The following is a 21,590-nucleotide window of genomic DNA, read 5'->3' as shown; positions in this document are numbered from 1 at the left end:
ATTTTGGCTAAAGGTGAAAAAAACATAAAATATCTCTCTTCATTCAAAGGGAAAAATTTTCCCAATAAGGAAGAAATCCTTTCCTTTATAAATGAGAATCCTAACCACTCAAGTAAACGAGAAATCGCCAAAGCTTTTAACTTAAAAGGCGATTCTCGTATTTGGCTTAGAGATATATTACGTGAGTTGAAGGATAAAAGTCTTATATCTAAACAACGCAAAAAAGCAATAAGCAAAAGAAAATTACCTCCTGTTACTTTAGTAAAAATTAGCGGACGTGATAAAGATGGAAGTTTTATTGCACAACCTCTTGAATGGGAAGATTCTCCAAAGCCCAATATTGAAATACACTCTTTTCATCACATAAAAGGAAGTAGCATTGGTGTTGGAGATCATATTCTTGTAAAAGTTTTTCAAAATAAAAATACTGAAAGCTCAAGCCCCCCTTATACGGGACGAATTATTCGTAAAATTGATGTATCTCCCAAAAGCGCATTTGCTATTGTACGAAAATTTGAAAATAATCAATGGCGCCTTGATCCTATAGACCGCAAAACGAATGAACTCATTGTTGAAATGTCTCCAGAAATGAAGGTTAAAATTGGTGATCTCGTTGAAGTTGAAATTAAAAAAAATACTGGTTACGGATTAAAGAGCGCAAAAATAAAGAATGTTTTAGGGCATATTAAGAGTGAAAAAACACTCTCAATGATAGCACTTCTTTCGAAAGGAATTCCTTATATTTTTCCTGAAAGTGTTCTTGAGCAAGTCAAACATATCAAAGCTGCCAATATGAATAATCGTGAAGATTGGCGGCAATTACCATTTATTACAATTGATCCACCAGATGCAAAAGACCATGATGATGCAGTTTATGCAACCAAGGATAAGGACCCAGCAAATAATGATGGTTGGATTATTATTGTGGCCATTGCAGATGTTTCTTACTATATCAAAACAGGAAGCGCATTAGATAAAGAAGCATTGAAACGCGGAAATTCTGTTTATTTTCCCGATACCGTTGTGCCAATGTTACCTGAACGCCTTTCTCATGATTTATGTTCTCTGCGTGAAGGAAAAGAAAGACCAGCTTTAGCCGTTCGTATGATTTTTGATGCAAACGGTAATAAACGAAAACATAGTTTTCATCGTACTATGATTCGTGTAAGAGCCAAGCTTTCTTATCAAGAAGTACAATTGGCAATTGAAGGGAATATAAATGAAAAAACAGCCGCTCTTTTTGAGAGCATTTTGCAACCCTTATGGGAAGCCTATACATGCCTTAAAGCTGCGCGAAATCGTCGCCAACCACTAGAATTAGAAATTGCAGAAAAAAAGATTATTCTTGATCAAAATGGATGCATAAAAGATGTTGTGAGTGAAACACAATTAGAAACGCATCGTTTAATTGAAGAGTTTATGATACAAGCCAATATTGCAGCTTCTGAAACATTAAAACAACATCACCAGCCCCTCATTTATCGTATTCATGAAAAACCTTCTCTTGCTAAGCAAGAAATACTTCGGAGCTTTCTTCAAAGTTTGGGGATACCACTCTCCCGCGGAAGCGAACTTACCTCAGCGCGCCTTAATAGCATTCTGGCAAAAGTGACGAATACACCACAAAAAGAATTGATCAACCAAGTTATTCTGCGCTCACAATCTCAAGCTGAGTATAATCCAAAAAATATCGGCCACTTTGGTTTAAACCTACATAATTATACACATTTTACATCCCCCATTCGTCGTTATGCTGATCTTATTATTCATCGAGCACTCATTAAAACGCTGAAATTAGGAAATGATCAATTAACAGATACACAAGAACAAAATCTTCCAGAAATTGCTACGAAAATTTCTTTATACGAGCGCCGTGCAATGATGGCTGAAAGGGAAACTATTGATCGGCTTGTTGCTCACTATTTAACGAATAAAATTGGCCGTATTTTTACAGGTCGCATTTCCGGAGTTACAAAAGCAGGTCTTTTTATCTCACTTGATAAACTCAATACAGATGGTTTTGTCCATATTTCCACACTTAAAAATGATTATTATCATTTTGATGAAGCACAACATATTCTTGTAGGACAGCGTAGCCATAAAGGCTATCAGCTCAGTGATGTTGTAGAAGTAAAACTTATAACGGTACACCCTTTTGCTGGCGCTTTATGCTTTGAACTCTTAACAAAACCTCGTCCAATAAAATTTTCACCGACATCCTACCATAAAAACAAATTAAAAAAACAAAAGCATACTTTTTATGGGAAAAGAAAAAATTAAGCTTCTTGTCCTCCATTAAATAGAATATAAATAATAAAATAATGAATAATTTCAAGTTAAGAAATGACTTATATTATATAATACTTTTATTATTTTATGTGTACAATCTTCTTTCTTTAGTATAAAAGAGGATAAATTTTATTGTTATCTCTATAATAACCATATAAAAATCTTGCAGTTTTTTATACTCAGGGGATGAGAGAAACTGCAAAGAATAGTTTGGTCTCCCTTTCATTTCAGCTCATCTTTTTATTGTTTAAATAAACAAAAGTACCTTAAGGCATTCTCATGAAAAAAAGCTTTTGACTCTCAAAAAAATTCTTTGCGTGCAATTATTGCAGCTATTGTAACTATTGGCACCGTTGGAACAGCATTGGGAATAGGAACACAACTTGTCTCTCTTCTTATGGCAGAGAAAGGTATTTCCAATAGTATGATCGGCTATAGTGGAACTATCGGTGGAATTGCCACAATTGTTGCCGCTACTTTTACTTCTCGAATCGCCTTATGCCTAGGCATTTCTAAAACGATATTATTTATGATGGCCATAAGATTCTTAAGTTTTTTAGTTTATATGTCACTTTAGTGTTTGTTCAACTTATGAGAAAATTAATCAGCTCTTGACTTTTTTGAGAACATCCGTAGTGTTGCTGGAAAATCTGATGACATCAGAAATAGGTTTTGATAGCAAAATAATATTTTTCAGTATAAATAGGGTTTTTACATTATGGCTAAAGCAGCAACCATTAAGATCAAGCTTTTATCAACTGCAGATACTGGTTTTTTCTATGTAACAAAGAAAAACAGCCGTACAATGACAGATAAAATGAGCAAGCGTAAATATGATCCAGTTGTAAAAAAACACGTTGAATTTAAAGAAACAAAAATTAAATAAATAGACTTATCATTGAATTGATAGATTTTATACTCCCAAAGAAATGTGGGGATATTGCTCTTCAAAGTTATTTTTTGAGGGGTGTTTTTTTGTTTCCTTAAGTTTAAAAAATTACTTTACAATTTGTATGTTTTGTACGGACTTGGATAAGTTGATTTATTATTTAAGTTGCTTACATATATTCTACATGAGTATTTGATTATTGTGATATCTAACGAAAATTTTGTCATTAAAACGAGACATTGTTTCGTCATATGAATAAAGTTTCTCGAACGAATTATAAGCAATACTGAAATAGAGTACGTTATAATAATGTTAGCCGTTTCTTGATTTCATGAAAAAAAATTCTCATTTTAATCTAAGAAGCTTAAAAAAAATCACTGATTTCAATATTTTTGTTGCTGCTAGCGTTCTTATTGTTATGTTAATTTATTTTAAGCAGAATCAGCCGTTGCCTCAAAAAGAAAATTTTTCTTCTCAAAACTCTGTTAAAGGAAATGCAGTAATCATTGATGGCGATTCTATCATGATTTCTTCAATTAAGATTCGACTGGTTGGAATTGATGCTCCTGAACTCCACCAATTTTGTGGAAAAAAGAAGGAACGCTACCCTTGTGGACTTGAGGCTAAAAAATATTTAAAACAACTACTAGAAAATCAAACTGTCACATGTCACTGGCATAAAACAGATCAATACCGTCGTGTTCTTGCAACATGTAAAACAAAACACGTTAGCAATATCAATGCAACGCTTGTACATAATGGTTGGGCTGTAAGCTATTATGCATACCCCAAAGAAGAACAAGAAGCTAGAAAGAAAAAGAAAGGAATATGGGCATCAAGTTTTCAACGACCGCGAGAATGGCGCAAAGCAAATCCTCGCATTGAATAAGAAAAATATTTTTTAATTTCATTGACCAATGAAACGATGTAATCAGATTATTAAACTTGAAAAAAAAATCTATTCCTGCCGTGTTTGTATCCAGCAACCACATTATTTTCCTCCTCTTCCTCACGAACCAAATCCCGTCGTTTATTTATCCGATACGGCTTTGATTGCAATTGCAGGACAAGCACCAGGATTGCGTGTCCATGAAACTTCCATCCCTTTTAATGATCGCTCTGGCAAAAGGCTACGTGATTGGCTGGGTGTAACAAAAGAAGAATTTTATAACAAATCTCTTTTTGCTATTGTTCCTATGGGATTTTGTTTTCCAGGTTATGACAACAATAAAGCTGATTTACCACCAAGGCGTGAATGTCGAGAAATATGGCATGAAAAGATATTCCAAGCGATGCCTCAAATAAAGCTTGTTCTTGCTATTGGCAGTTATGCGCAAAAGTGGCATATTACAGAATTAAAACATAAAACTGTTTCAGCAACCGTTAGTGATTGGAGAAATATTCTTTCCATCCCCCAACCTCAAGGCTATAATGTTATGCCTCTGCCTCATCCATCATGGCGAAATACTTCTTGGTTACAGAAAAACCCATGGTTTAACGATGAGCTTATTGTATATCTGCGCCGTTTAGTGCGTAAATTTTTATAAATTAAAATATTGAGAAAAAATATGGATCGTCTTGACCGAAAAATTTTACATCTTTTGCAAGAAAATGCGACACTTTCTGTTGCTGATATTGCTAAAAAAGTGGGACTTTCGACCACTCCTTGCTGGCGTAGAATTCAAAAACTTGAAGAAGATGGCGTCATTCAGCGTCGTGTTGCCGTTCTTTCTCCAGAAAAAGTAAATGCGCATGTCACTGTTTTTGTGTCTATTCGCACAAACACACATAGTCATGAATGGTTTAAGCGTTTTTCAAAAATTGTGCAAGAATTCCGTGAAGTCATTGAATTTTATCGAATGAGCGGAGATATTGACTATTTATTGCGTGTTGTTGTACCCAATATTGAAGCTTATGATCTTTTTTATAAAAAATTAATTTCTAAAATTGACATCCGTGATGTCTCATCTTCTTTCGCAATGGAACAGATTAAATATACAACGGAACTTCCACTTAATTATATTAAATTACACGACAAGACGCATGAACAAAACTCTTAAGAGTTTTTTATATCGTCTCATTATCTTTTAGGCATTCAAACTTTCTTGTTAAAAAACCACCGTTTGTGCATGTGTTAAAACAGCAGCTTTGACAATACCAGCTGCCATAGCTGCTCCTGTCCCCTCACCAAGACGCATCCCCAAATCAAGAAGTGGTTCTTTGCCAATTTTTTTTAAAAGTTTACGATGAGCTGCCTCAGAAGAAACATGTCCAACAAGAGTATGATCAAGAGCTTTTGGATGCATTTTATAAAGGACCGCTGCAGCTGCTGTTGCCACAAAACCGTCTAAAATAACAGGTATTTTTTCTATTCTTGCTGCTAAAATAGCACCAACCATAGCAGCAATTTCACGTCCTCCTAAGCGACGCATTATCTCAAAAGGATCATTAAAATAATCCTTATGCAAAGAAATAGCTGTATTAACCGCTGCGATTTTGCGCTGATAAAAATCACCTTCTGATTCCATACCATTTTCTGTCCATTCTTCCACTTCTCCTCCAAACAATGCTAAGCATAAAGCTGAAGCTATTGTTGTGTTTCCAATTCCCATTTCTCCAATACATAAAAGATCTGTCCCACCCGCAATGGATTCCATTCCAAATGCCATTGTAGCAGCTGCACTCCGCTCATCCATTGCAGCATCCTTCGTAATATTCATTGTTGGATATTCCAATGCTAAATCAAATATTTTTAATCCAAGATCATAAGCAATACAAATTTGATTAATAGCAGCTCCACCAGATGCAAAATTTTGCACCATCTTTTGTGTCATAGATTGTGGAAATGGTGTAACATTTTCTTCTACTATACCATGGTTTCCAGAAAAAATAGCAACCAAAGGTCGCGTTACGATAGGTTTTTCTGTGCCCCTCCATCCCGCATACCAAACAGCAATGTCTCCCAGTTTTCCCAATGTTCCTTGCTCTTTTGTTAAGTTTTTTTGCCGTTTTTTTGCCAAGATTATAGAAAACTCATCAGCAACAGGTAAATTTGTAAGCAAAGCACGAAAATCATCAAATGGACTAGCGGTCATAAGGATACCTTTTAAAATCTACAATGTTTATGAAAATCACGTCATATATACAGGATATGAATAATTTATTGTTTTTTTAAACAGTGCTTTAAAAACGTTAAATATTATGAAAGCAATGATTTCTATTTTCTAATCAAATAACGAACATGAAAGATTTTAAATATTATCAATATGTTATTACTATTTTTACATTATGCTCTTAACCTATTTCTCTATTAAATAGGAGCAATCAGCGTGTTGTTTAATATATAAATTCTAACATTCCTTCTATAACAAAAGTTGCAAATTTTCAGAAACTTATAAAATCGAAGGGATCAAAATGATCATAAAGAAATCAAAACACAAAGGATCTCAATTTTAACATATGTTAATTGTCAGGCTGTGATTAAATGAGAGCATAAAAAGCTTCTTTTAAAATACATATATCTGCATTTGGTTTTGTTGCGTCATTTGATAATATTTGCCTCCATCGACGTGCCCCACCCCGCCCATGAAATAAACCAATCATGTGACGCGTCACATGAGAAAGCCGCCCTCCCGATGCAATATGTCGAGCCGCATAATCACACATAATCTCAATAAGATCACTCTCACTCAGATTATTTTGCGCCTCATCATAGAGTTCAAAATCAATATGTTTTAACAAAGCTGGATCATGATAAACTTGGCGACCAAGCATGACAGCATCACAGAAAGTTAAGTGTTCTTTGATCTCACCAATCGATTTAATTCCACCATTTATCCCAATGAATTTATGAGGATATTTACGTTTTAATTTATAAACCCTTTCATAATTAAGGGGCGGAATATTGCGATTTTCTTTCGGACTCAATCCTTGTAACCATGCCTTACGTGCATGTATCCAGAGCGCATCACATCCAGCATTCCAAACCTGATTAGCCAAAAGATCTAACGCTAACTCTTCATCTTGTTCGTCCACTCCAATCCGACATTTGACAGTTACTGGTATAGTAACCTCTCGTTTCATCGCTTCCACGGCATTTGCCACAATGTCTGGATGTAGCATCAAACAAGCCCCAAAGACACCAGCTTGAACACGATTTGATGGGCAACCGACATTGAGATTTATTTCGTTGTAGCCAAAATCTTCAGCAATTCGTGCAGCTTCTGCTAACTTCTTCGGATCTGCCCCCCCTAATTGTAATGCAACTGGACGTTCTTTATCGCTAAAAGCCAACAATTGTTCGCGAACACCATGAATGACAGAATCTGCTACCATCATTTCCGTATAAAGAAGTGCTTTTTTCGTTAAAAGACGATAAAAAAACCTGCAATGTCGGTCTGTCCAGTCCAACATTGGTGCTACTGCAAATTTTACAGGCGATGGAAGGTTGTAAAATATCATGAGGGTATTACTCTCATATCCCTATAGCTCTCTCTTTATACATAGAAAAATACTTATTTTTAGTTTACGGAAAGTTTTATTCTCTTATACTATCATGAGTATAATAACAGCCCATTATTTTCAATTGATATAAAGGTTTACTACAATCAATCATGATAAAACACAATATGGCATTTCTCATAGATTAGTGTTCAGGTATATAAACATGAAAAAATTTTTTACTATAATATAAAAAACTCATTTACAATTTCTTCTTACGCTCATCAAGCTTCTATCCTTACATGATTTAGCGCAGCGTTTAAGATAATAAACGATAAACTAAAACATTGTACAACTTTTCATAATAGATTTAATTTTCTTTAGATTTTTTTAACTTATTGTGCAAATAAACGCTACAGAAAGTACTTTTATCTTCTCCTCAAGAAAGAGCAAAAATCCTTATTTACATGAATCTAATTATAAATCATTTTTTTTCAATGAATTATTCTTGGTAATATTCTTGGATTTCACTTTATAAGATAGATAAATTTCATCCTAAATGTTTTATCTAATTTTACCATTTTATGATTCTTGCAAAAAAACTAAAATTAGGGCATAGACAATCATTGTCTTTTTAATATGTATGATTGACATCAGTATCTCTTGAAGGAAAATATTTTACAATATTGCAGATAAAATCTGTAAAATGAAATGATCATAAACGTTGTTCAATCTCTTGTTTGCTTTGCATATAGGAAGAAAGAATGTCAACCTCTTGTTCATTAAATAGGAGACCAAGTTTTGAACGACGCCATAACACATCTTCACATACTTTAGCCCATTCTTTTTCCATCAACCATTTTACTTCTACTTCATAAAGCCCATGTCCAAAATCTTTTCCTCTATTTGCCTCACCATGTTCAAATATCACTAATGCTTCCGTACCATAGGAGCGTGCAAGCCTGCGATGTGTAAAAGCATCTAAATCTGGCATCAAAAGAGCAATCTTATTTTCGATTATATCTAATTGATTATAGGGAAAATCACCCCCTGGAAGTACTGTCTTAGCTGTCCATGATGCTCCCTTTTTACCAAGCGCTTTTTCAACAAATTTCATCGCATCTTCAGCCAATTTACGATAAGTTGTAATCTTTCCTCCGTAAAGATTAAGAATCTTTGGTGTTGTTCCTGTTCCCATTTCTTTTAAAACATAATCGCGCGTAATTTCTTGTGCTTTTGAAGCTCCATCATCATAGAGTGGACGAACTCCAGAGTAAGACCAGACAATTGTTTCAGGTAACACTGGTTGTATGAAATATTCACTGGCTGCTGCACAAATGTAATCAATTTCTGTATCAGTAATATGAACGTCAGCCGGATCTCCTTGATAATTACAATCTGTTGTTCCAAGCAAGGTAAATTCTTCTTGATACGGAATAGCAAATATAATACGCCCATCACCATTTTGAAAAATATAAGCACGATCATGAGTATAAAGCTTGGGAACCAAAATATGAGAACCTCTAACAAGTCGTACTGATGGATGTTCTTTACAGTCTAATATGTTTGCTAAAACATGATCAATCCAAGGTCCTGTCATATTCGCGACATAAGAAGCTGTGACACTATATTCTTTACTACTTAACTTGTCTTGAAGAACGATACGCCATTTATTGCCTTCTTTTTTTAAAGAGAGAACTTCTGTTCGTACTTTTATATCAGCTCCCCACTTTTCTGCATCACGAGCATTGCCAATAACTAAACGCGCATCGTCTACTCTTGCATCAGAATATTCAAAACCTCTCTGATATTCTTTCTTCAGTGTAGAGCAAAATTTTTTTGAAAAATTAATCGTTTTACTACGCCACAATTTCTGATTCCAATTCCCTAAATAATCATAAATAAAAAGTCCAAAACGCAACATCCAAGCAGGACGCAATTCTTTATGATAGGGAAGAAGAAAACGCAAAGGACGCACAATATGTGGAGCCATACGTAAAATGATCTCGCGTTCTTTCAATGCTTCACGAACAAGTTTGAACTCATAGTGTTCAAGATAACGAAGCCCACCATGAATAAGCTTTGTTGACGCACTTGAGGTCCCAGATGCAAGATCGTTCATTTCAGCCAATCCCACTTTAAATCCGCGTCCTGCTGCATCTCTTGCCAATCCACACCCGTTTATCCCTCCCCCAATGATAAACAGCTCATAATGTGTTGTGGTTTTCATAATTTCACTTTTCATTATTTAATTTTGTTTCTCAGTACTCAATAAAGCAATAGGAAAAAAATAATACAAGTGTTCTTCATTGTATTATCAACGTACTTTTTCCTAAAATAAACACGCACAAAAAGCTTTTGATACCCTTACACATCAAAACAACATTTGACAAATTAAAGAGAAATTTTTTATCTTTTACAAAAAATAATCCTTGCCAAGCCAAGGTTCATCATATGAAGTCTTTTTAGAGAAAAATTGATGTTTTTTCTCATTCTTAAATACACACTATAGCTAAATGCTTTATTGCACATAGATAACGCTTTTCATATAGTTCACTCAATGACACACTAGGAAATATGAAGGTATACAGATGACTCATCACTCTCAAAATTCGAAAATAACACCTCTTTCAAAAATTTTAGTCCCAGTTATGTCGAGTATTTTAATCTTTTTACCTTCTTTATCAAACGCAACATCACACTCAAAAACAGCAAATCATTTAAGCTTAGAAAAGCTTAAAACACAACTTTTGGAAGATTCTAGCTTTTTATCTAAGCTTAAAGAAAAAATGATACCACATAATAATTTTCATCATATTCAACAAATTGTCAGAGAGTACCTTCTTACTCATCCAGAAGTTCTGATTGAAATGCAGCTTATTCTTCAAGATAAGCTGGAAAAACAGAACGAATACGAAAACAAAATACAAACTTCTGTCATCCATTTATTAGAAAAAGAAATTTTTCATTCTCCTCATGACGCCGTTTTGGGAAACCCAAATGGTAAAAAAGTGCTTGTCAATTTTTTTGATTACAACTGTGGATATTGTAAAAGTTCCTATTCACATATAGAAGACTTGATAAAAGAATATCCAGATTTAAAGGTTATTATTAAGGATTTACCAATTTTAAGCTCTGATTCTATGGCAGCCCATACTGTTGCCTACGTATTTCGAAAACAATTTCCAGAGAAATATCCTCAGTTTCACAAAACGCTTTTAATGTATCAGGGCCGCGCAAATGAAGCTAAAGCTATTAAAGTAGCTGTTTCATTAGGAGCAGATGAAAAAAAACTACGTAATGCAATAAAAGATCCCACTCTACAAAACGCTTTTAAAGAAAATATCCAAATTGCCTCTAAACTTCATATTACGGGAACACCTTCTTACATTATTGGTAATAAAATATTCATTGGCGCAGCCAGACAAGATACTCTAAAACAAGCGATAAACAATACACGGTGAATACCTGATCAGTTTTAGGAAGAATACTGTAAATGAGGTAATTTTATGCTTTCTCTTTTTTGATAACAGGCTTATAAGTGCAATTTTGCGTAAAGCAGATACGAGTTTTAAATTGCAAAGTATAATGATTTAAAGGAAATAAAAATCTTTAAAGCCTCAAAAAATATCATCCCTAATCTAGAGATATGCAGTCATAAAATGAGATAATGACGATCTTCATTGATCAAGGAGTTAGAAATAAAATGGCAACAAAAAAAATGGATTCGGCAAAAACCGCAATTGATACGAAAATTATTCGTGATCTTGCTGAAATTTTGAATGATACCAATTTAACGAACATTGAAGTTGAACAAGGGGAGCTTCGTATTTGTGTCTCACGTCAAAATACCTTAACTTCTTCTGAGCAAGCCATCTATCCTCCTGTTTCTACTCCTACTTTTTCTGTAACATCTTCTCCAGTCCCAACAACTGAATCTCCTATACAATCTATCCAAGAAGATAAATCAAAAAACACAATAACCTCTCCGATGGTTGGAACAGCTTATCTTGCACCTTCACCAGGCGCGCAACCTTTTGTAGAAGTAGGACAAAATGTTTCTGAAGGGGAGACATTACTTATTATTGAAGCCATGAAAACAATGAATCAAATTTCATCACCACGCTCAGGCACGGTAACCACTGTTCTTGTCAAAGATGGCCAACCTGTTGAATTTGGTGAACCACTTATTATTGTTGAATAAAGCGAGGGGGCAACCATGATTCGAAAAATCCTCATTGCTAATCGGGGAGAAATTGCTCTTCGCGTTTTGCGTGCATGTAAAGAACTTGGCATAAAAACCGTGGCTGTTCATTCTACCGCTGATGCAGATGCAATGCATGTTCGGCTTGCTGACGAAAGCGTTTGTATTGGACCTCCTCCTGCTCGCGATTCTTATTTGAGTATTCAGCAAATTATTGCTGCTTGTGAAATTACAGGAGCTGATGCTGTTCATCCAGGTTATGGCTTTCTTTCTGAAAATGCAAAATTTGCAGATGTTCTAGAAGCCCATGATATTACATTCATCGGTCCAACAGCTACTCATATCCGAATCATGGGCGATAAAATCGAAGCAAAGAAAACCGCTAAAAAACTTGGTATTCCTGTAGTTCCCGGTTCAGATGGAGCAGTCACTGAAGAATCAGATGCTTTACGCACTGCTCGTGAAATTGGTTATCCAGTTATTATCAAAGCTTCTGCCGGTGGTGGTGGACGTGGTATGAAAGTCGTTCATTCTGAACAAGAATTTTCTATAGCTCTCAAAACAACGCGTTCAGAAGCGAAAGCTGCTTTTGGTGATGACGCTGTTTACATAGAGAAATATTTAGAAAAACCCCGTCATATTGAAATTCAAGTCATAGGTGATGGTGCGGGAAATGCTATTCATTTAGGAGAACGCGATTGTTCACTTCAACGACGGCATCAAAAAGTATGGGAAGAAGCTACATCACCTGCACTTAATGAATCTGAACGGAAAAAAATTGGCAGTATTGTTGCAAATGCCTGTGCCCAACTTGGATATCGTGGAGCTGGTACTATTGAATTTCTTTATGAAAATGGCGAATTTTATTTTATTGAAATGAATACGCGTTTACAAGTCGAACATCCTGTAACTGAAGAAATTACAGGTATAGATTTAGTCCATGAACAAATTCATATTGCATCAGGCTGCAAGCTTTCAGTGACACAAGATGATGTCTGTTTTTCTGGTCATGCCATTGAATGCCGTATTAATGCAGAAGATCCTATTAACTTTACGCCATCACCTGGAACTATTACACATTTTCATACACCTGGAGGTTTGGGGATTCGTGTTGATTCAGGTGCTTATTCAGGTTATCGTATCCCTCCTTATTATGATAGCATGATTGGAAAGCTAATTGTTCATGGACGTACTCGTTTAGAATGTATGATGCGTCTACGGCGTGCTTTAGATGAATTTGTCGTCGATGGAATAAAAACTACACTACCTCTTTTTCGCGATCTTATTAATAATCAAGATGTTGCTGATGGTAATTATAATATTCACTGGCTAGAAAAATACCTTGCTCATCAATCAAAGTCTTCAGATTCGTAATTCGATAGCAAAATGGTGAATTCCTGTAAAAGATTCTATAAGGTATCAACATAAGGATAATTCCAACCTTGCTGTAAAAAGTAGTAAAAGAGGAAATAAGTTGGTTATTTTTTTATTTGTTATATAGTTTTCTTTTAATATGTACAAAATTTGATAATTTTCTGTTTTCCTTTTTGTGAGTTTGTGTTAACTCCTACATGGTTACGCCCTTATAGCTCAGTTGGTAGAGCACCTGATTTGTAATCAGGGGGTCGGGAGTTCGAGTCTCTCTGGGGGCACCATATGCTTTTTTAATTACGTGTAGCTTATTCATTTTCCGAGCATTTTTAAATCCAAGAGAAGGTGGAGCTGGACGTGAATTTACAAGGCGTGTTATTTTTATCAAACTTCTTTTTTAATGCTTCAAATTCAGCTAATTCCTACTACGAAAAATATTAAAGTTTAAGTTTCTAATGAATATACTAACAACTTCATAACATTGGCAAAATTATCCAGTGAACTATTATTAAAAGAATCAGAAAGTTTTTTTGTAAAGTTCTTTACGCAAACATTTTCTTCAATAAAGCCATCTAATGCATCAGCCTTAACTTTACCAAAGATATAACCAAAGTCTTTTAAAGCTTTGATGCGATAAAGAGTGTGATTATAAAATACATGTGTTTCATTTATTAAATAAAATTCTTTTCTTTAATAAGATTATAACCTTCTATCTAACAGCGTTTTTTGCTGTAAAATTCAAATTATCTATTTGCTCAACTAAAAGAACTTTTATTGTTTAGCTTTTGTACTTTTTTCAAAGAGATGTGGACTTTCAAGAATAAGCTTTTCTCGTGCTTTTTGTAACTGTTTAATGACTTCATCAATCTTTGATGGAGAACAAAAAGATTCTTGGCTATTCAACAAATGCAGCCTCTCCTTTCCCTCATATAAACATTGCATATGAGATTGAAGTATTCTAACTTCTTGAAAAAAAAGACGTCCTGTTTCCTTAAAACCATTATTAAGTGCAAAAAGTTGATCGGAAATGGATAACAGAATTTGTTTTAAAAAACGCTCATTTTCTTGGCGTTTACGATATTCTAAAATAAGAGCATGACTTATCTCATCTAACTGTTTTTTTGTAGAATCAATTTGACGCAATAAATTTGGTTTTTCCCCCATATCACCTTTTCTCACCTTCACAAGCATAGCATGAATGTCTAACAACTTAATTGCGGAATGAGATAAATAATCAACAACTGTAGGCGTATTAACATAGCGTTTCCGTGTAATCATCACAAACTCACCTAATGACTGTTTTTTACATTCATCCCACTATTTGTTTTTCATTTTACAAAGCCATTCTAAAGAAAGTGCTAAAAATATTACCTCCAATGCATTATTCAATGGAACCCCTTCTCTCTTTTCACTATCAACGTGAAATCCGTGGAGAGAGAAAACGTACAGGTGTATAAAGAATAAGATGTGTTGTTTTTTCCAACACACTACTACCATCAGCAAGAAGGGCTTGACTAGGTGACAATTCTGTACCTTGCATAATTGTGGAAGCCAAAGAACCTTCCCGAGAAAGAGCCATCAACGTTGGCGAAGATGCAAAGACATTGTGTGCTCCCCCATCCACATGAGAGAAATCAAGAACAGCTATTCCATTTTTACGCAACATTTCAATATCTGAGCCATCGCCCACACGATGATGTCCACCCGTAAGGCGTCCTGAAACCGCGAGAGCTTTATCCGCTCTGGATACTAAAATAGCTGTTGGCTGCGGGAGTTTTTTTATATCATTAAGTTGGCGCTCAAATACATCAACATCAATGTCTGGTGCCGCCATTAATAAACTTGTAATACGACGAATAGGCTTATATTTTTTCTGTAAGGCTAAAGTTCTAAATGCTTCCATTATAACAAAATTGCCCATAGAATGCGCAATAACCGAAATCTGATCAGCATTGGTTTCACTAATAAGTGTTAAAAGCTCTATCAATCCGTCACGGGCAAAATTAGCACTATCACGATCATAAATATAAAGAGGAACAGATCCGGCAGAAGGCCAAGAATAATGCACAGCGACAACATTTAAAGAATAATCGTGTGTAAACTGTGCTGTACGAAATGTACCATCTGCAAAATTATTATTATACCCATGAATAAAAAGAAAAATTTCTCTTTTTCCTTTTGGCTTTTTTTCTAAAGCAGCATTTAATTGCTGTTTAAACTGTTCTTTATTATCGTATTTTTGCAATGCTACTGCTGCAAAATACTTATCATGCGTAGGTTTATACGCATTTATTTCAACAACTCCCTTTGTATGTTGCTGAGGAATTCCTACGTCAACGCGATTGTAATGTACTTTATTTGATCGCTCTGCACCATAAGGTTGAGCATAATTATTTTGCATCATACGACTTGTTGCAACATACACTGGAATGATGGCTTTGGGAGAAACCGGGTTCCCTCCAACGTCCCTTTCTACTGCAGTCATAGAAGGAGTTGCATGCACTCCATGCCAAAGCACAGCGCGTGAATCACTACATGCTGACAATAAAGAAATACAAATAAGAAGTGTTAAATATCTCAAAATCATTATACTTCTCACTGCAACTTCACCCCCACCCTATAAAAATATAACATTTCAAATGCACAGATAAAGTAATAAAAAATGAAACATTATTAGCAACACATCAACAAATAACATACAAAAAAGATTTTTCTATAATGCGCATAAATCCCCTCTCTCTACATAATTTCATCTCATTACAGAGAGACTCACTGCTAACTGGTGCGGTCGAGAAGACTCGAACTTCCACGGGTTGCCCCACAGCGACCTCAACGCTGCGCGTCTACCAATTCCGCCACGACCGCACGTGGGAAGAAAAACATTTCGGTTTTTAGCCTTTAACAAATCATAAAGAAAGGTACAAGCCAATTTTCTCTTTCTTATAATTTATTTCTATCCGAACGATTTATAACTTAATAGAGATTACTAAAAATATGGACTTTACTACGATCTTTGAATCATCATCATAAAGTGTGCTTGTGCAGCTTGATCTTTTTCATAATAACCATGAAAGTTTTTTGTAATTGTTGTAGAGCCCTGTTTTTGGATTCCTCTCATAGCCATACACATGTGCTCAGCCTCAATCAATACTGCTACACCATGAGGCTTCAGATACGTTTTTAACGCGTGAGCCACTTGCGCTGTCATAGCTTCTTGTGTTTGTAAACGACGAGAAAAAATATCTACAACACGTACAATTTTTGAAAGGCCAACAATTTTGTCATTAGGAAGATATGCTATATGTGCTTTCCCAATAATTGGGATCATATGATGCTCACAGTGTGAATAAAAAGGTATATTTTTTACGATTACGGCTTCATTGTATCCTGAAACCTCTTCAAAAACTGTACCTAAGATTTCTTTAACCGATTGACTATAACCACTAAAAAGCTCGCGATATGCCTTGGCTATACGTCTTGGAGTATCTAAAAGCCCTTCTCTATTTGGATTTTCCCCTATCCATAAGAGTAATGTACGAATCGCTTCTTCCACCTCTTCAATACTCGGACGCTTTTCTTCAGATAAAAAAGAATCCTTCGCGTCTTCTTTAACAACATTACGCATTCAAAAACTCCAAGCTTACTCTATACAAAGCATTTGCTCCATACCTATTTCATTTTGTATAATCTCTATATAAGCGAATTAAAAGTTTAAACAATCACGACTCTCAAAATTTCAGGTAATAGCGCATGATTGATAATATCTATAATGATAAAATACTTGAATATGCTGCACATATAGACAAAATTGGGCGTCTTAATAATCCTGATGCAACATCAAGAAAACATGCACACCTTTGTGGTTCGACAATCACTGTAGATTTAAAAGTGGAAAATGGTATTGTTACGGATTTTGCCCATGAAATACACGCATGTGTGCTAGGGCAAGCATCGGCTTCACTTTTAGCATCTCATATCATCGGACAAACAACACAAGATCTTAAAATATTGCGTGAAGTTATTTATCAAATGCTAACGCAAAATGGTCCTTCTCCTCAAGCTCCATTTGAGGATTTTTCTTGCTTACAGCCCATTAAAGACTATAAAGTGCGCCATGCAGCAACACTACTACCCTTTGATGCAACGATAGACTGCATTCAAAAAATTGAAGAAAAATAAATGTTCAAATCACAATCTCGACAAAAAAAATTGACTCGAAATTACACAGGCACTTGGCAAAAAACACCTGGACGGTTATTTGGTATTTTCTTAATACGTTTCTATCAAATAACACTTTCAAGTCTTATAGGCAATCAATGTCGCCATGCCCCGACTTGTTCAGAATATACATATGAAGCAATTGCACGCCATGGGCTTTGGGCTGGTGCATGGATAGGACTCTTTCGTATCATGCGTTGTGGGCCCTTTGGAACAGATGGCTTTGATCCAGTACCTATTTCGCTTGGAAATTCTTGCTGTTTTTATAAACCTTGGCGTTACTGGAAAATTTCTGGCAAACACAACAAATAATCCTTTTCTTTTTTCGTATGTATTGATAAAAATCAGTCTATAAGCTTTTTACTCAATTTTCACGAAACCATCCGCAATCGTTAGCGGAATTGGATTAAAAGGGTGTTTTTATGTCTTGCTCTGTTTCTCTTTCTTTTCCTGATGGTTCAAAACGTAATTACCCCCCCGAAATGACTGGTTTGGAATTAGCAGAATCCATTTCTAAATCACTCGCAAAAAAAGCAGTCGCCTATAGTCTTGATGGTATCACGCGAGACTTATCGGATCCATTGGAACAATCTGGTCAAGTAGAGATTATTACCCGAGAAGATTCACGTGCTCTTGAGCTCATAAGGCATGATTGCGCCCATGTCCTTGCTGAAGCAGTGCAAGAACTCTTTCCTGAAACGCAAGTAACAATAGGTCCTGTCATTGAAAATGGATTCTATTATGATTTTGCACGCCAACAACCTTTTACATTAGATGATCTCACCGTCATTGAAAAGAAAATGCGTGAAATTATCCAACGCAATAAATCTTTTAGAAAAGAAATTTGGTCTCGTGAAAAAGCCAGAAAAATTTTTTCTGAGAAAAAGGAATTTTATAAAGTTGAACTTATTGATAGCATTCCTGAAAATCAAGATTTAAAAATTTATTATCAAGGAAAATGGTTTGATCTTTGCCGCGGACCGCACATGCAATCTACAGGGCAAATTGGTACTGCTTTCAAATTAATGAAAGTCGCAGGAGCTTATTGGCGTGGCGATGCCAATAATCCAATGCTTACGAGAATTTATGGAACAGCATTTGCAAATGAAAATGACTTAAAAGCCTACCTCCATATGCTAGAAGAAGCTGAAAAACGTGATCATCGCCGCTTGGGACGTGAAATGGACTTATTTCATTTTCAAGAAGAAGGACCAGGAATGATTTTTTGGCACAAAAAAGGTTGGAAAATGTTCCAAAATTTGATCAACTATATGCGTAGACGCCTTGATGATCATCAATACGCTGAAGTTAATGCACCACAAGTTCTGGATAGGTCACTCTGGGAAATATCTGGCCATTGGGGCTGGTATAAAGAGAATATGTTCAAAGTAATTCCAGCAGCAGAAAATTCAGATCATGGGAATGTTTATGCCCTAAAACCGATGAATTGCCCTGGTCATGTGCAAATTTTTAAACATGGTTTAAAATCTTATCGTGATTTGCCTATTAGACTTGCTGAATTTGGACTTGTTCATCGTTATGAGCCTTCGGGCTCTTTACATGGTCTTATGCGTGTGCGTGGTTTTACGCAAGATGATGCGCATATTTTTTGTACTGATGAACAATTAGCCGATGAATGTCTCAGTATTAATGATCTTATTTTATCAACTTATGCTGATTTTGGTTTTAAAGAAATCAGTCTTAAGCTTTCAACACGTCCAGAAAAACGAGTTGGATCTGATGCATTATGGGATCATGCAGAAAGTATCATGGAATCTGTCCTTAAAACAATTGAAACAAAATTTGCAGGACAAATCAAAACAAGCATCCTTCCAGGTGAAGGAGCATTTTATGGTCCAAAATTTGAATATACATTAAAGGATGCTATCGGTCGTGAATGGCAATGTGGAACAACACAAATAGACTTTAATCTCCCCGAACGTTTTGGTGCATTCTATATTGATAAAGATTCAGAAAAACGTCAACCTGTTATGATCCACCGTGCTATCTTTGGATCAATGGAGCGTTTTCTCGGTATATTAATCGAAAATTTTGCTGGACATATGCCACTTTGGCTTGCTCCTGAACAAGTTGTTATTGCAACAATTACATCCGAAGCAAATGAATATGCCCAAAAAATAACGGCAAAACTTAGAGCTATTGGGCTTTCCGCAACAATGGATCTCCGCAATGAAAAAATTAACTATAAAATACGAGAACATTCTTTACAAAAAGTCCCCGTAATTTTGGTGTGTGGTAAACGTGAAGCTGAAACAAACAGCGTAAATATGCGCCGCTTAGGAAGTACAAATAAAACCCTTTTATCTGTAGAAGATGTGATTAAGCAACTCTCAAATGAAGCAACACCTCCGGATTTGCAGCGTGTAATAAATACATAACATCACAGAAGATGGTAATACGTTAATTTTTTACTATAAATCTTCAATTTTTATACAAAATGAAATAATTTGATGTTGTAGTGCGTTTTGTTTCATGCACAACTACCTATCACCAGAAAGAATCGCGTGATCACTCTCTACAAGGTGGATTGGTGAAAAAATTGAATGTAAGCTATGAGCTGTTTAAATGCAAAAATCATAGACAATTGAATATTAATAATAACATTAATCTTTTACCTTTATAATGAAAAGATGGCGCTATTATCATGGATAGATCATTACGATAATTATAGCGACATCAAGCAAGAAGACTGAAAACAAGATTATATTTATTAATAAAAAATATGTAAAATTAGCTGAACAATGATATGTCTTATTCGTAAGATAAGCCCTTATAAAAAAGACAAGATGTTGATTTATAATGATAATATATCGTTATTCATATTAAAGAAGGTTTCGAATATCATAGAATTCTCTCATTTTAAATATGTTTATGTTGTATCTTTCAAAATCATTCGCTTGCACGAGACAAGCGGAATGAGTGTGTGGATAAAAATTATTGAGAAAGGACTTTAAAATACTCACAATAAACCGCCTCAAGTGCTAAGATTGTTGCAATCATTGAGGGCAGGCTAAACTTATAATGATGATGCCGACTTGCTCCTTCATAAGTGTAAAAATAGCGTTACTCAACGGGTTTACCATTATATCATTCACGAGGTATCATGGTAAAATAAGCTTAAGGAGCCTCAAGAAACATCTCTTTAAAACAATCACATGAATTAATAAACCAATGGCATTTTACATCCTGTAATCTACACTGATGAGATATTGCCTTAACTTTTATAAAGCTAAATAAAAGAAAAATGGCAAAACTCAGCGTTTATTCTTTCCCCTCATCATATTTTATCAAATAAAAAACTTGTTAAATATACACATACGATACATTACTATTCGTTGAATGTATAAAACCTCTGGGCACACCCATAAAACGTCTAAATATCTACGAAACACATTGCCGCGCTAGACGCTAGATATTGATTTGTAAAACCATTTCAAAACACACGTTTTGCTAAAAAAGCAACAACATATAAAACAAAAATATTATTGCTATCGTGCTCTATCAAGAACACGCTTACATTCAATGAGTTCAAATAGGATTTCTTGCAACAATGCTTTATCAGTTTTATCTTTGTAAAGATTCACAGAACCGACAGATGTTTCTCCCTCATTCCTCATGAAACTCAAAAGCCCAAAAGAAGATTTCTTAGGCTTATTGCTAGCATTTTCAGAAGTTTGTCCTGCATGTTTCTTCTCTATGACCACATTCATAGCATCAAGATCACCATTACCCAATGCAGTCACAAAAGCAACACCATTTTCTTTCAAAAGGCGTTGCACACCTTTTATCGTATAACCCTGATCATATAATAACTGCTTAATACCATTGAGCAAATCAACATCGACCGGACGATAATATCGCCTTCCTCCCCCACGTTTCATTGGTTTAATCTGCCTAAAACGTGTTTCCCAAAACCTTAAGACATGCTGCGGAAGCTCCAATAACTCGGCTACTTCGCTAATTGTGCGAAAAGCATCAGAGCTTTTATCCATTTTGCAACACCTTATTTAAAACAAAATAAATTACTTTACAATGACTCATTCTGTCTCAATTTCTCAACAAGATTAGTCAAAAATAAGACCACCATTGACGACTTACACAACTGTCTTTTTCTAAAAAACAAAGACCGTTATTTTATCATTTTTTTAACAAATACCA

19 protein-coding genes and 2 tRNA genes are annotated in these 21,590 nt (G+C 35.1%); 13 read left to right on the top strand and 8 right to left on the bottom strand.

Annotated elements, in window-relative coordinates; genetic code table 11:
• The first annotated feature begins 3 nt into the window (after positions 1-3).
• The 6 genes from rnr to ACFIKR_RS05660 all read left to right on the top strand — a co-directional run bounded on the left by rnr (position 4) and on the right by ACFIKR_RS05660 (position 5,238).
• Positions 4-2,280 (top strand): ribonuclease R, encoded by a 2,277-nt coding sequence (gene rnr / locus ACFIKR_RS05685; protein ID WP_375659171.1) that lies wholly within the window; start codon positions 4-6, stop codon positions 2,278-2,280.
• Between the two features lie 322 nt (positions 2,281-2,602).
• Positions 2,603-2,866 carry a hypothetical protein gene (locus ACFIKR_RS05680; RefSeq protein ID WP_375659170.1) on the top strand — a complete coding sequence of 88 codons (264 nt, stop codon included), beginning with the start codon at positions 2,603-2,605 and terminating at the stop codon, positions 2,864-2,866.
• 141 nt (positions 2,867-3,007) lie between these two features.
• Complete coding sequence (gene rpmG / locus ACFIKR_RS05675) at positions 3,008-3,175, top strand: 50S ribosomal protein L33 (protein ID WP_004864083.1); 168 nt, start codon at positions 3,008-3,010, stop codon at positions 3,173-3,175.
• Positions 3,176-3,509: 334 nt separating this feature from the next.
• Positions 3,510-4,067 carry a thermonuclease family protein gene (locus ACFIKR_RS05670; protein WP_375659169.1) on the top strand — a complete coding sequence of 186 codons (558 nt, stop codon included), beginning with the start codon at positions 3,510-3,512 and terminating at the stop codon, positions 4,065-4,067.
• Between the two features lie 28 nt (positions 4,068-4,095).
• The gene (locus ACFIKR_RS05665) at positions 4,096-4,725 is read left to right on the top strand and encodes a uracil-DNA glycosylase family protein (protein WP_375659168.1); all 630 of its coding nucleotides are present in this window, start codon (positions 4,096-4,098) and stop codon (positions 4,723-4,725) included.
• A gap of 21 nt (positions 4,726-4,746) precedes the next feature.
• Positions 4,747-5,238, top strand: a complete 492-nt coding sequence (locus ACFIKR_RS05660) for an Lrp/AsnC family transcriptional regulator (protein ID WP_015856433.1) — start codon at positions 4,747-4,749, stop codon at positions 5,236-5,238.
• A gap of 48 nt (positions 5,239-5,286) precedes the next feature.
• On the opposite strand, the gene cobT is transcribed toward ACFIKR_RS05660, so the two are convergent.
• From cobT to glpD, 3 genes are all read right to left on the bottom strand, one after another.
• On the bottom strand, positions 5,287-6,273 hold the full coding sequence (gene cobT, locus ACFIKR_RS05655) for a nicotinate-nucleotide--dimethylbenzimidazole phosphoribosyltransferase (RefSeq protein ID WP_375659167.1): 987 nt from the start codon (positions 6,271-6,273) through the stop codon (positions 5,287-5,289).
• A 385-nt stretch (positions 6,274-6,658) separates the two neighbouring features.
• Complete coding sequence (gene dusA / locus ACFIKR_RS05650; RefSeq protein WP_375659166.1) at positions 6,659-7,639, bottom strand: tRNA dihydrouridine(20/20a) synthase DusA; 981 nt, start codon at positions 7,637-7,639, stop codon at positions 6,659-6,661.
• A gap of 694 nt (positions 7,640-8,333) precedes the next feature.
• Complete coding sequence (gene glpD, locus ACFIKR_RS05645) at positions 8,334-9,863, bottom strand: glycerol-3-phosphate dehydrogenase (RefSeq protein WP_375659165.1); 1,530 nt, start codon at positions 9,861-9,863, stop codon at positions 8,334-8,336.
• A gap of 346 nt (positions 9,864-10,209) precedes the next feature.
• Here glpD and ACFIKR_RS05640 point away from each other — a divergent pair, with 346 nt between their 5' ends.
• The 4 genes from ACFIKR_RS05640 (at position 10,210) to ACFIKR_RS05625 (ending at position 13,477) form a co-directional block, all read left to right on the top strand.
• Positions 10,210-11,082, top strand: a complete 873-nt coding sequence (locus ACFIKR_RS05640; protein ID WP_375659164.1) for a DsbA family protein — start codon at positions 10,210-10,212, stop codon at positions 11,080-11,082.
• Between the two features lie 242 nt (positions 11,083-11,324).
• Entirely contained in the window at positions 11,325-11,822 is a 498-nt protein-coding gene (gene accB / locus ACFIKR_RS05635) for an acetyl-CoA carboxylase biotin carboxyl carrier protein (protein ID WP_375659163.1), read from the top strand.
• Positions 11,823-11,837: 15 nt separating this feature from the next.
• A complete protein-coding gene (accC, locus tag ACFIKR_RS05630; protein WP_375659162.1) occupies positions 11,838-13,196 on the top strand; it encodes an acetyl-CoA carboxylase biotin carboxylase subunit in 1,359 nt (452 codons plus the stop codon).
• A gap of 205 nt (positions 13,197-13,401) precedes the next feature.
• Positions 13,402-13,477: transfer RNA gene (locus ACFIKR_RS05625), tRNA-Thr, on the top strand.
• Between the two features lie 487 nt (positions 13,478-13,964).
• Here ACFIKR_RS05625 and ACFIKR_RS05620 read toward each other — a convergent pair.
• The 4 genes from ACFIKR_RS05620 to folE all read right to left on the bottom strand — a co-directional run bounded on the left by ACFIKR_RS05620 (position 13,965) and on the right by folE (position 16,818).
• Complete coding sequence (locus tag ACFIKR_RS05620) at positions 13,965-14,471, bottom strand: hypothetical protein (protein WP_375659161.1); 507 nt, start codon at positions 14,469-14,471, stop codon at positions 13,965-13,967.
• A 136-nt stretch (positions 14,472-14,607) separates the two neighbouring features.
• Positions 14,608-15,780, bottom strand: coding sequence for an alpha/beta hydrolase (locus tag ACFIKR_RS05615; protein WP_375659160.1), 1,173 nt, complete (start codon positions 15,778-15,780; stop codon positions 14,608-14,610).
• 193 nt (positions 15,781-15,973) lie between these two features.
• A tRNA-Leu gene (locus tag ACFIKR_RS05610) sits at positions 15,974-16,058 on the bottom strand.
• Between the two features lie 139 nt (positions 16,059-16,197).
• Positions 16,198-16,818 carry a GTP cyclohydrolase I FolE gene (gene folE / locus ACFIKR_RS05605; RefSeq protein WP_375636064.1) on the bottom strand — a complete coding sequence of 207 codons (621 nt, stop codon included), beginning with the start codon at positions 16,816-16,818 and terminating at the stop codon, positions 16,198-16,200.
• Between the two features lie 125 nt (positions 16,819-16,943).
• Here folE and ACFIKR_RS05600 point away from each other — a divergent pair, with 125 nt between their 5' ends.
• The 3 genes from ACFIKR_RS05600 (at position 16,944) to thrS (ending at position 19,810) form a co-directional block, all read left to right on the top strand.
• Positions 16,944-17,372 carry an iron-sulfur cluster assembly scaffold protein gene (locus ACFIKR_RS05600; RefSeq protein ID WP_375659159.1) on the top strand — a complete coding sequence of 143 codons (429 nt, stop codon included), beginning with the start codon at positions 16,944-16,946 and terminating at the stop codon, positions 17,370-17,372.
• A complete protein-coding gene (yidD, locus tag ACFIKR_RS05595; protein WP_375659158.1) occupies positions 17,373-17,723 on the top strand; it encodes a membrane protein insertion efficiency factor YidD in 351 nt (116 codons plus the stop codon).
• 110 nt (positions 17,724-17,833) lie between these two features.
• Complete coding sequence (thrS, locus tag ACFIKR_RS05590) at positions 17,834-19,810, top strand: threonine--tRNA ligase (protein ID WP_375659157.1); 1,977 nt, start codon at positions 17,834-17,836, stop codon at positions 19,808-19,810.
• A 1,110-nt stretch (positions 19,811-20,920) separates the two neighbouring features.
• Here thrS and ACFIKR_RS05585 read toward each other — a convergent pair.
• Positions 20,921-21,424 carry a MerR family transcriptional regulator gene (locus ACFIKR_RS05585; RefSeq protein WP_375607116.1) on the bottom strand — a complete coding sequence of 168 codons (504 nt, stop codon included), beginning with the start codon at positions 21,422-21,424 and terminating at the stop codon, positions 20,921-20,923.
• Between the last annotated feature and the right edge of the window lie 166 nt (positions 21,425-21,590).

This window comes from Bartonella sp. MR30HLJHH, assembly GCF_042194195.1.
GTDB classification, from domain to species: domain Bacteria; phylum Pseudomonadota; class Alphaproteobacteria; order Rhizobiales; family Rhizobiaceae; genus Bartonella; species Bartonella grahamii.
This window is presented reverse-complemented; position numbering and strand designations above follow the sequence as displayed.

Excerpts from the sequence above, each read along its gene's own strand:
- rpmG (WP_004864083.1), top strand. The coding sequence starts at position 3,008 with ATGGCTAAAGCAGCAACCATTAAGATCAAGCTTTTATCAACTGCAGAT.
- ACFIKR_RS05670 (WP_375659169.1), top strand. The coding sequence starts at position 3,510 with ATGAAAAAAAATTCTCATTTTAATCTAAGAAGCTTAAAAAAAATCACT.
- ACFIKR_RS05665 (WP_375659168.1), top strand. The coding sequence starts at position 4,096 with ATGAAACGATGTAATCAGATTATTAAACTTGAAAAAAAAATCTATTCC.
- ACFIKR_RS05660 (WP_015856433.1), top strand. The coding sequence starts at position 4,747 with ATGGATCGTCTTGACCGAAAAATTTTACATCTTTTGCAAGAAAATGCG.
- cobT (WP_375659167.1), bottom strand. The coding sequence starts at position 6,273 with ATGACCGCTAGTCCATTTGATGATTTTCGTGCTTTGCTTACAAATTTA.
- dusA (WP_375659166.1), bottom strand. The coding sequence starts at position 7,639 with ATGATATTTTACAACCTTCCATCGCCTGTAAAATTTGCAGTAGCACCA.
- glpD (WP_375659165.1), bottom strand. The coding sequence starts at position 9,863 with ATGAAAAGTGAAATTATGAAAACCACAACACATTATGAGCTGTTTATC.
- ACFIKR_RS05640 (WP_375659164.1), top strand. The coding sequence starts at position 10,210 with ATGACTCATCACTCTCAAAATTCGAAAATAACACCTCTTTCAAAAATT.
- accB (WP_375659163.1), top strand. The coding sequence starts at position 11,325 with ATGGCAACAAAAAAAATGGATTCGGCAAAAACCGCAATTGATACGAAA.
- accC (WP_375659162.1), top strand. The coding sequence starts at position 11,838 with ATGATTCGAAAAATCCTCATTGCTAATCGGGGAGAAATTGCTCTTCGC.
- ACFIKR_RS05620 (WP_375659161.1), bottom strand. The coding sequence starts at position 14,471 with ATGATTACACGGAAACGCTATGTTAATACGCCTACAGTTGTTGATTAT.
- ACFIKR_RS05615 (WP_375659160.1), bottom strand. The coding sequence starts at position 15,780 with ATGATTTTGAGATATTTAACACTTCTTATTTGTATTTCTTTATTGTCA.
- folE (WP_375636064.1), bottom strand. The coding sequence starts at position 16,818 with ATGCGTAATGTTGTTAAAGAAGACGCGAAGGATTCTTTTTTATCTGAA.
- ACFIKR_RS05600 (WP_375659159.1), top strand. The coding sequence starts at position 16,944 with ATGATTGATAATATCTATAATGATAAAATACTTGAATATGCTGCACAT.
- yidD (WP_375659158.1), top strand. The coding sequence starts at position 17,373 with ATGTTCAAATCACAATCTCGACAAAAAAAATTGACTCGAAATTACACA.
- thrS (WP_375659157.1), top strand. The coding sequence starts at position 17,834 with ATGTCTTGCTCTGTTTCTCTTTCTTTTCCTGATGGTTCAAAACGTAAT.
- ACFIKR_RS05585 (WP_375607116.1), bottom strand. The coding sequence starts at position 21,424 with ATGGATAAAAGCTCTGATGCTTTTCGCACAATTAGCGAAGTAGCCGAG.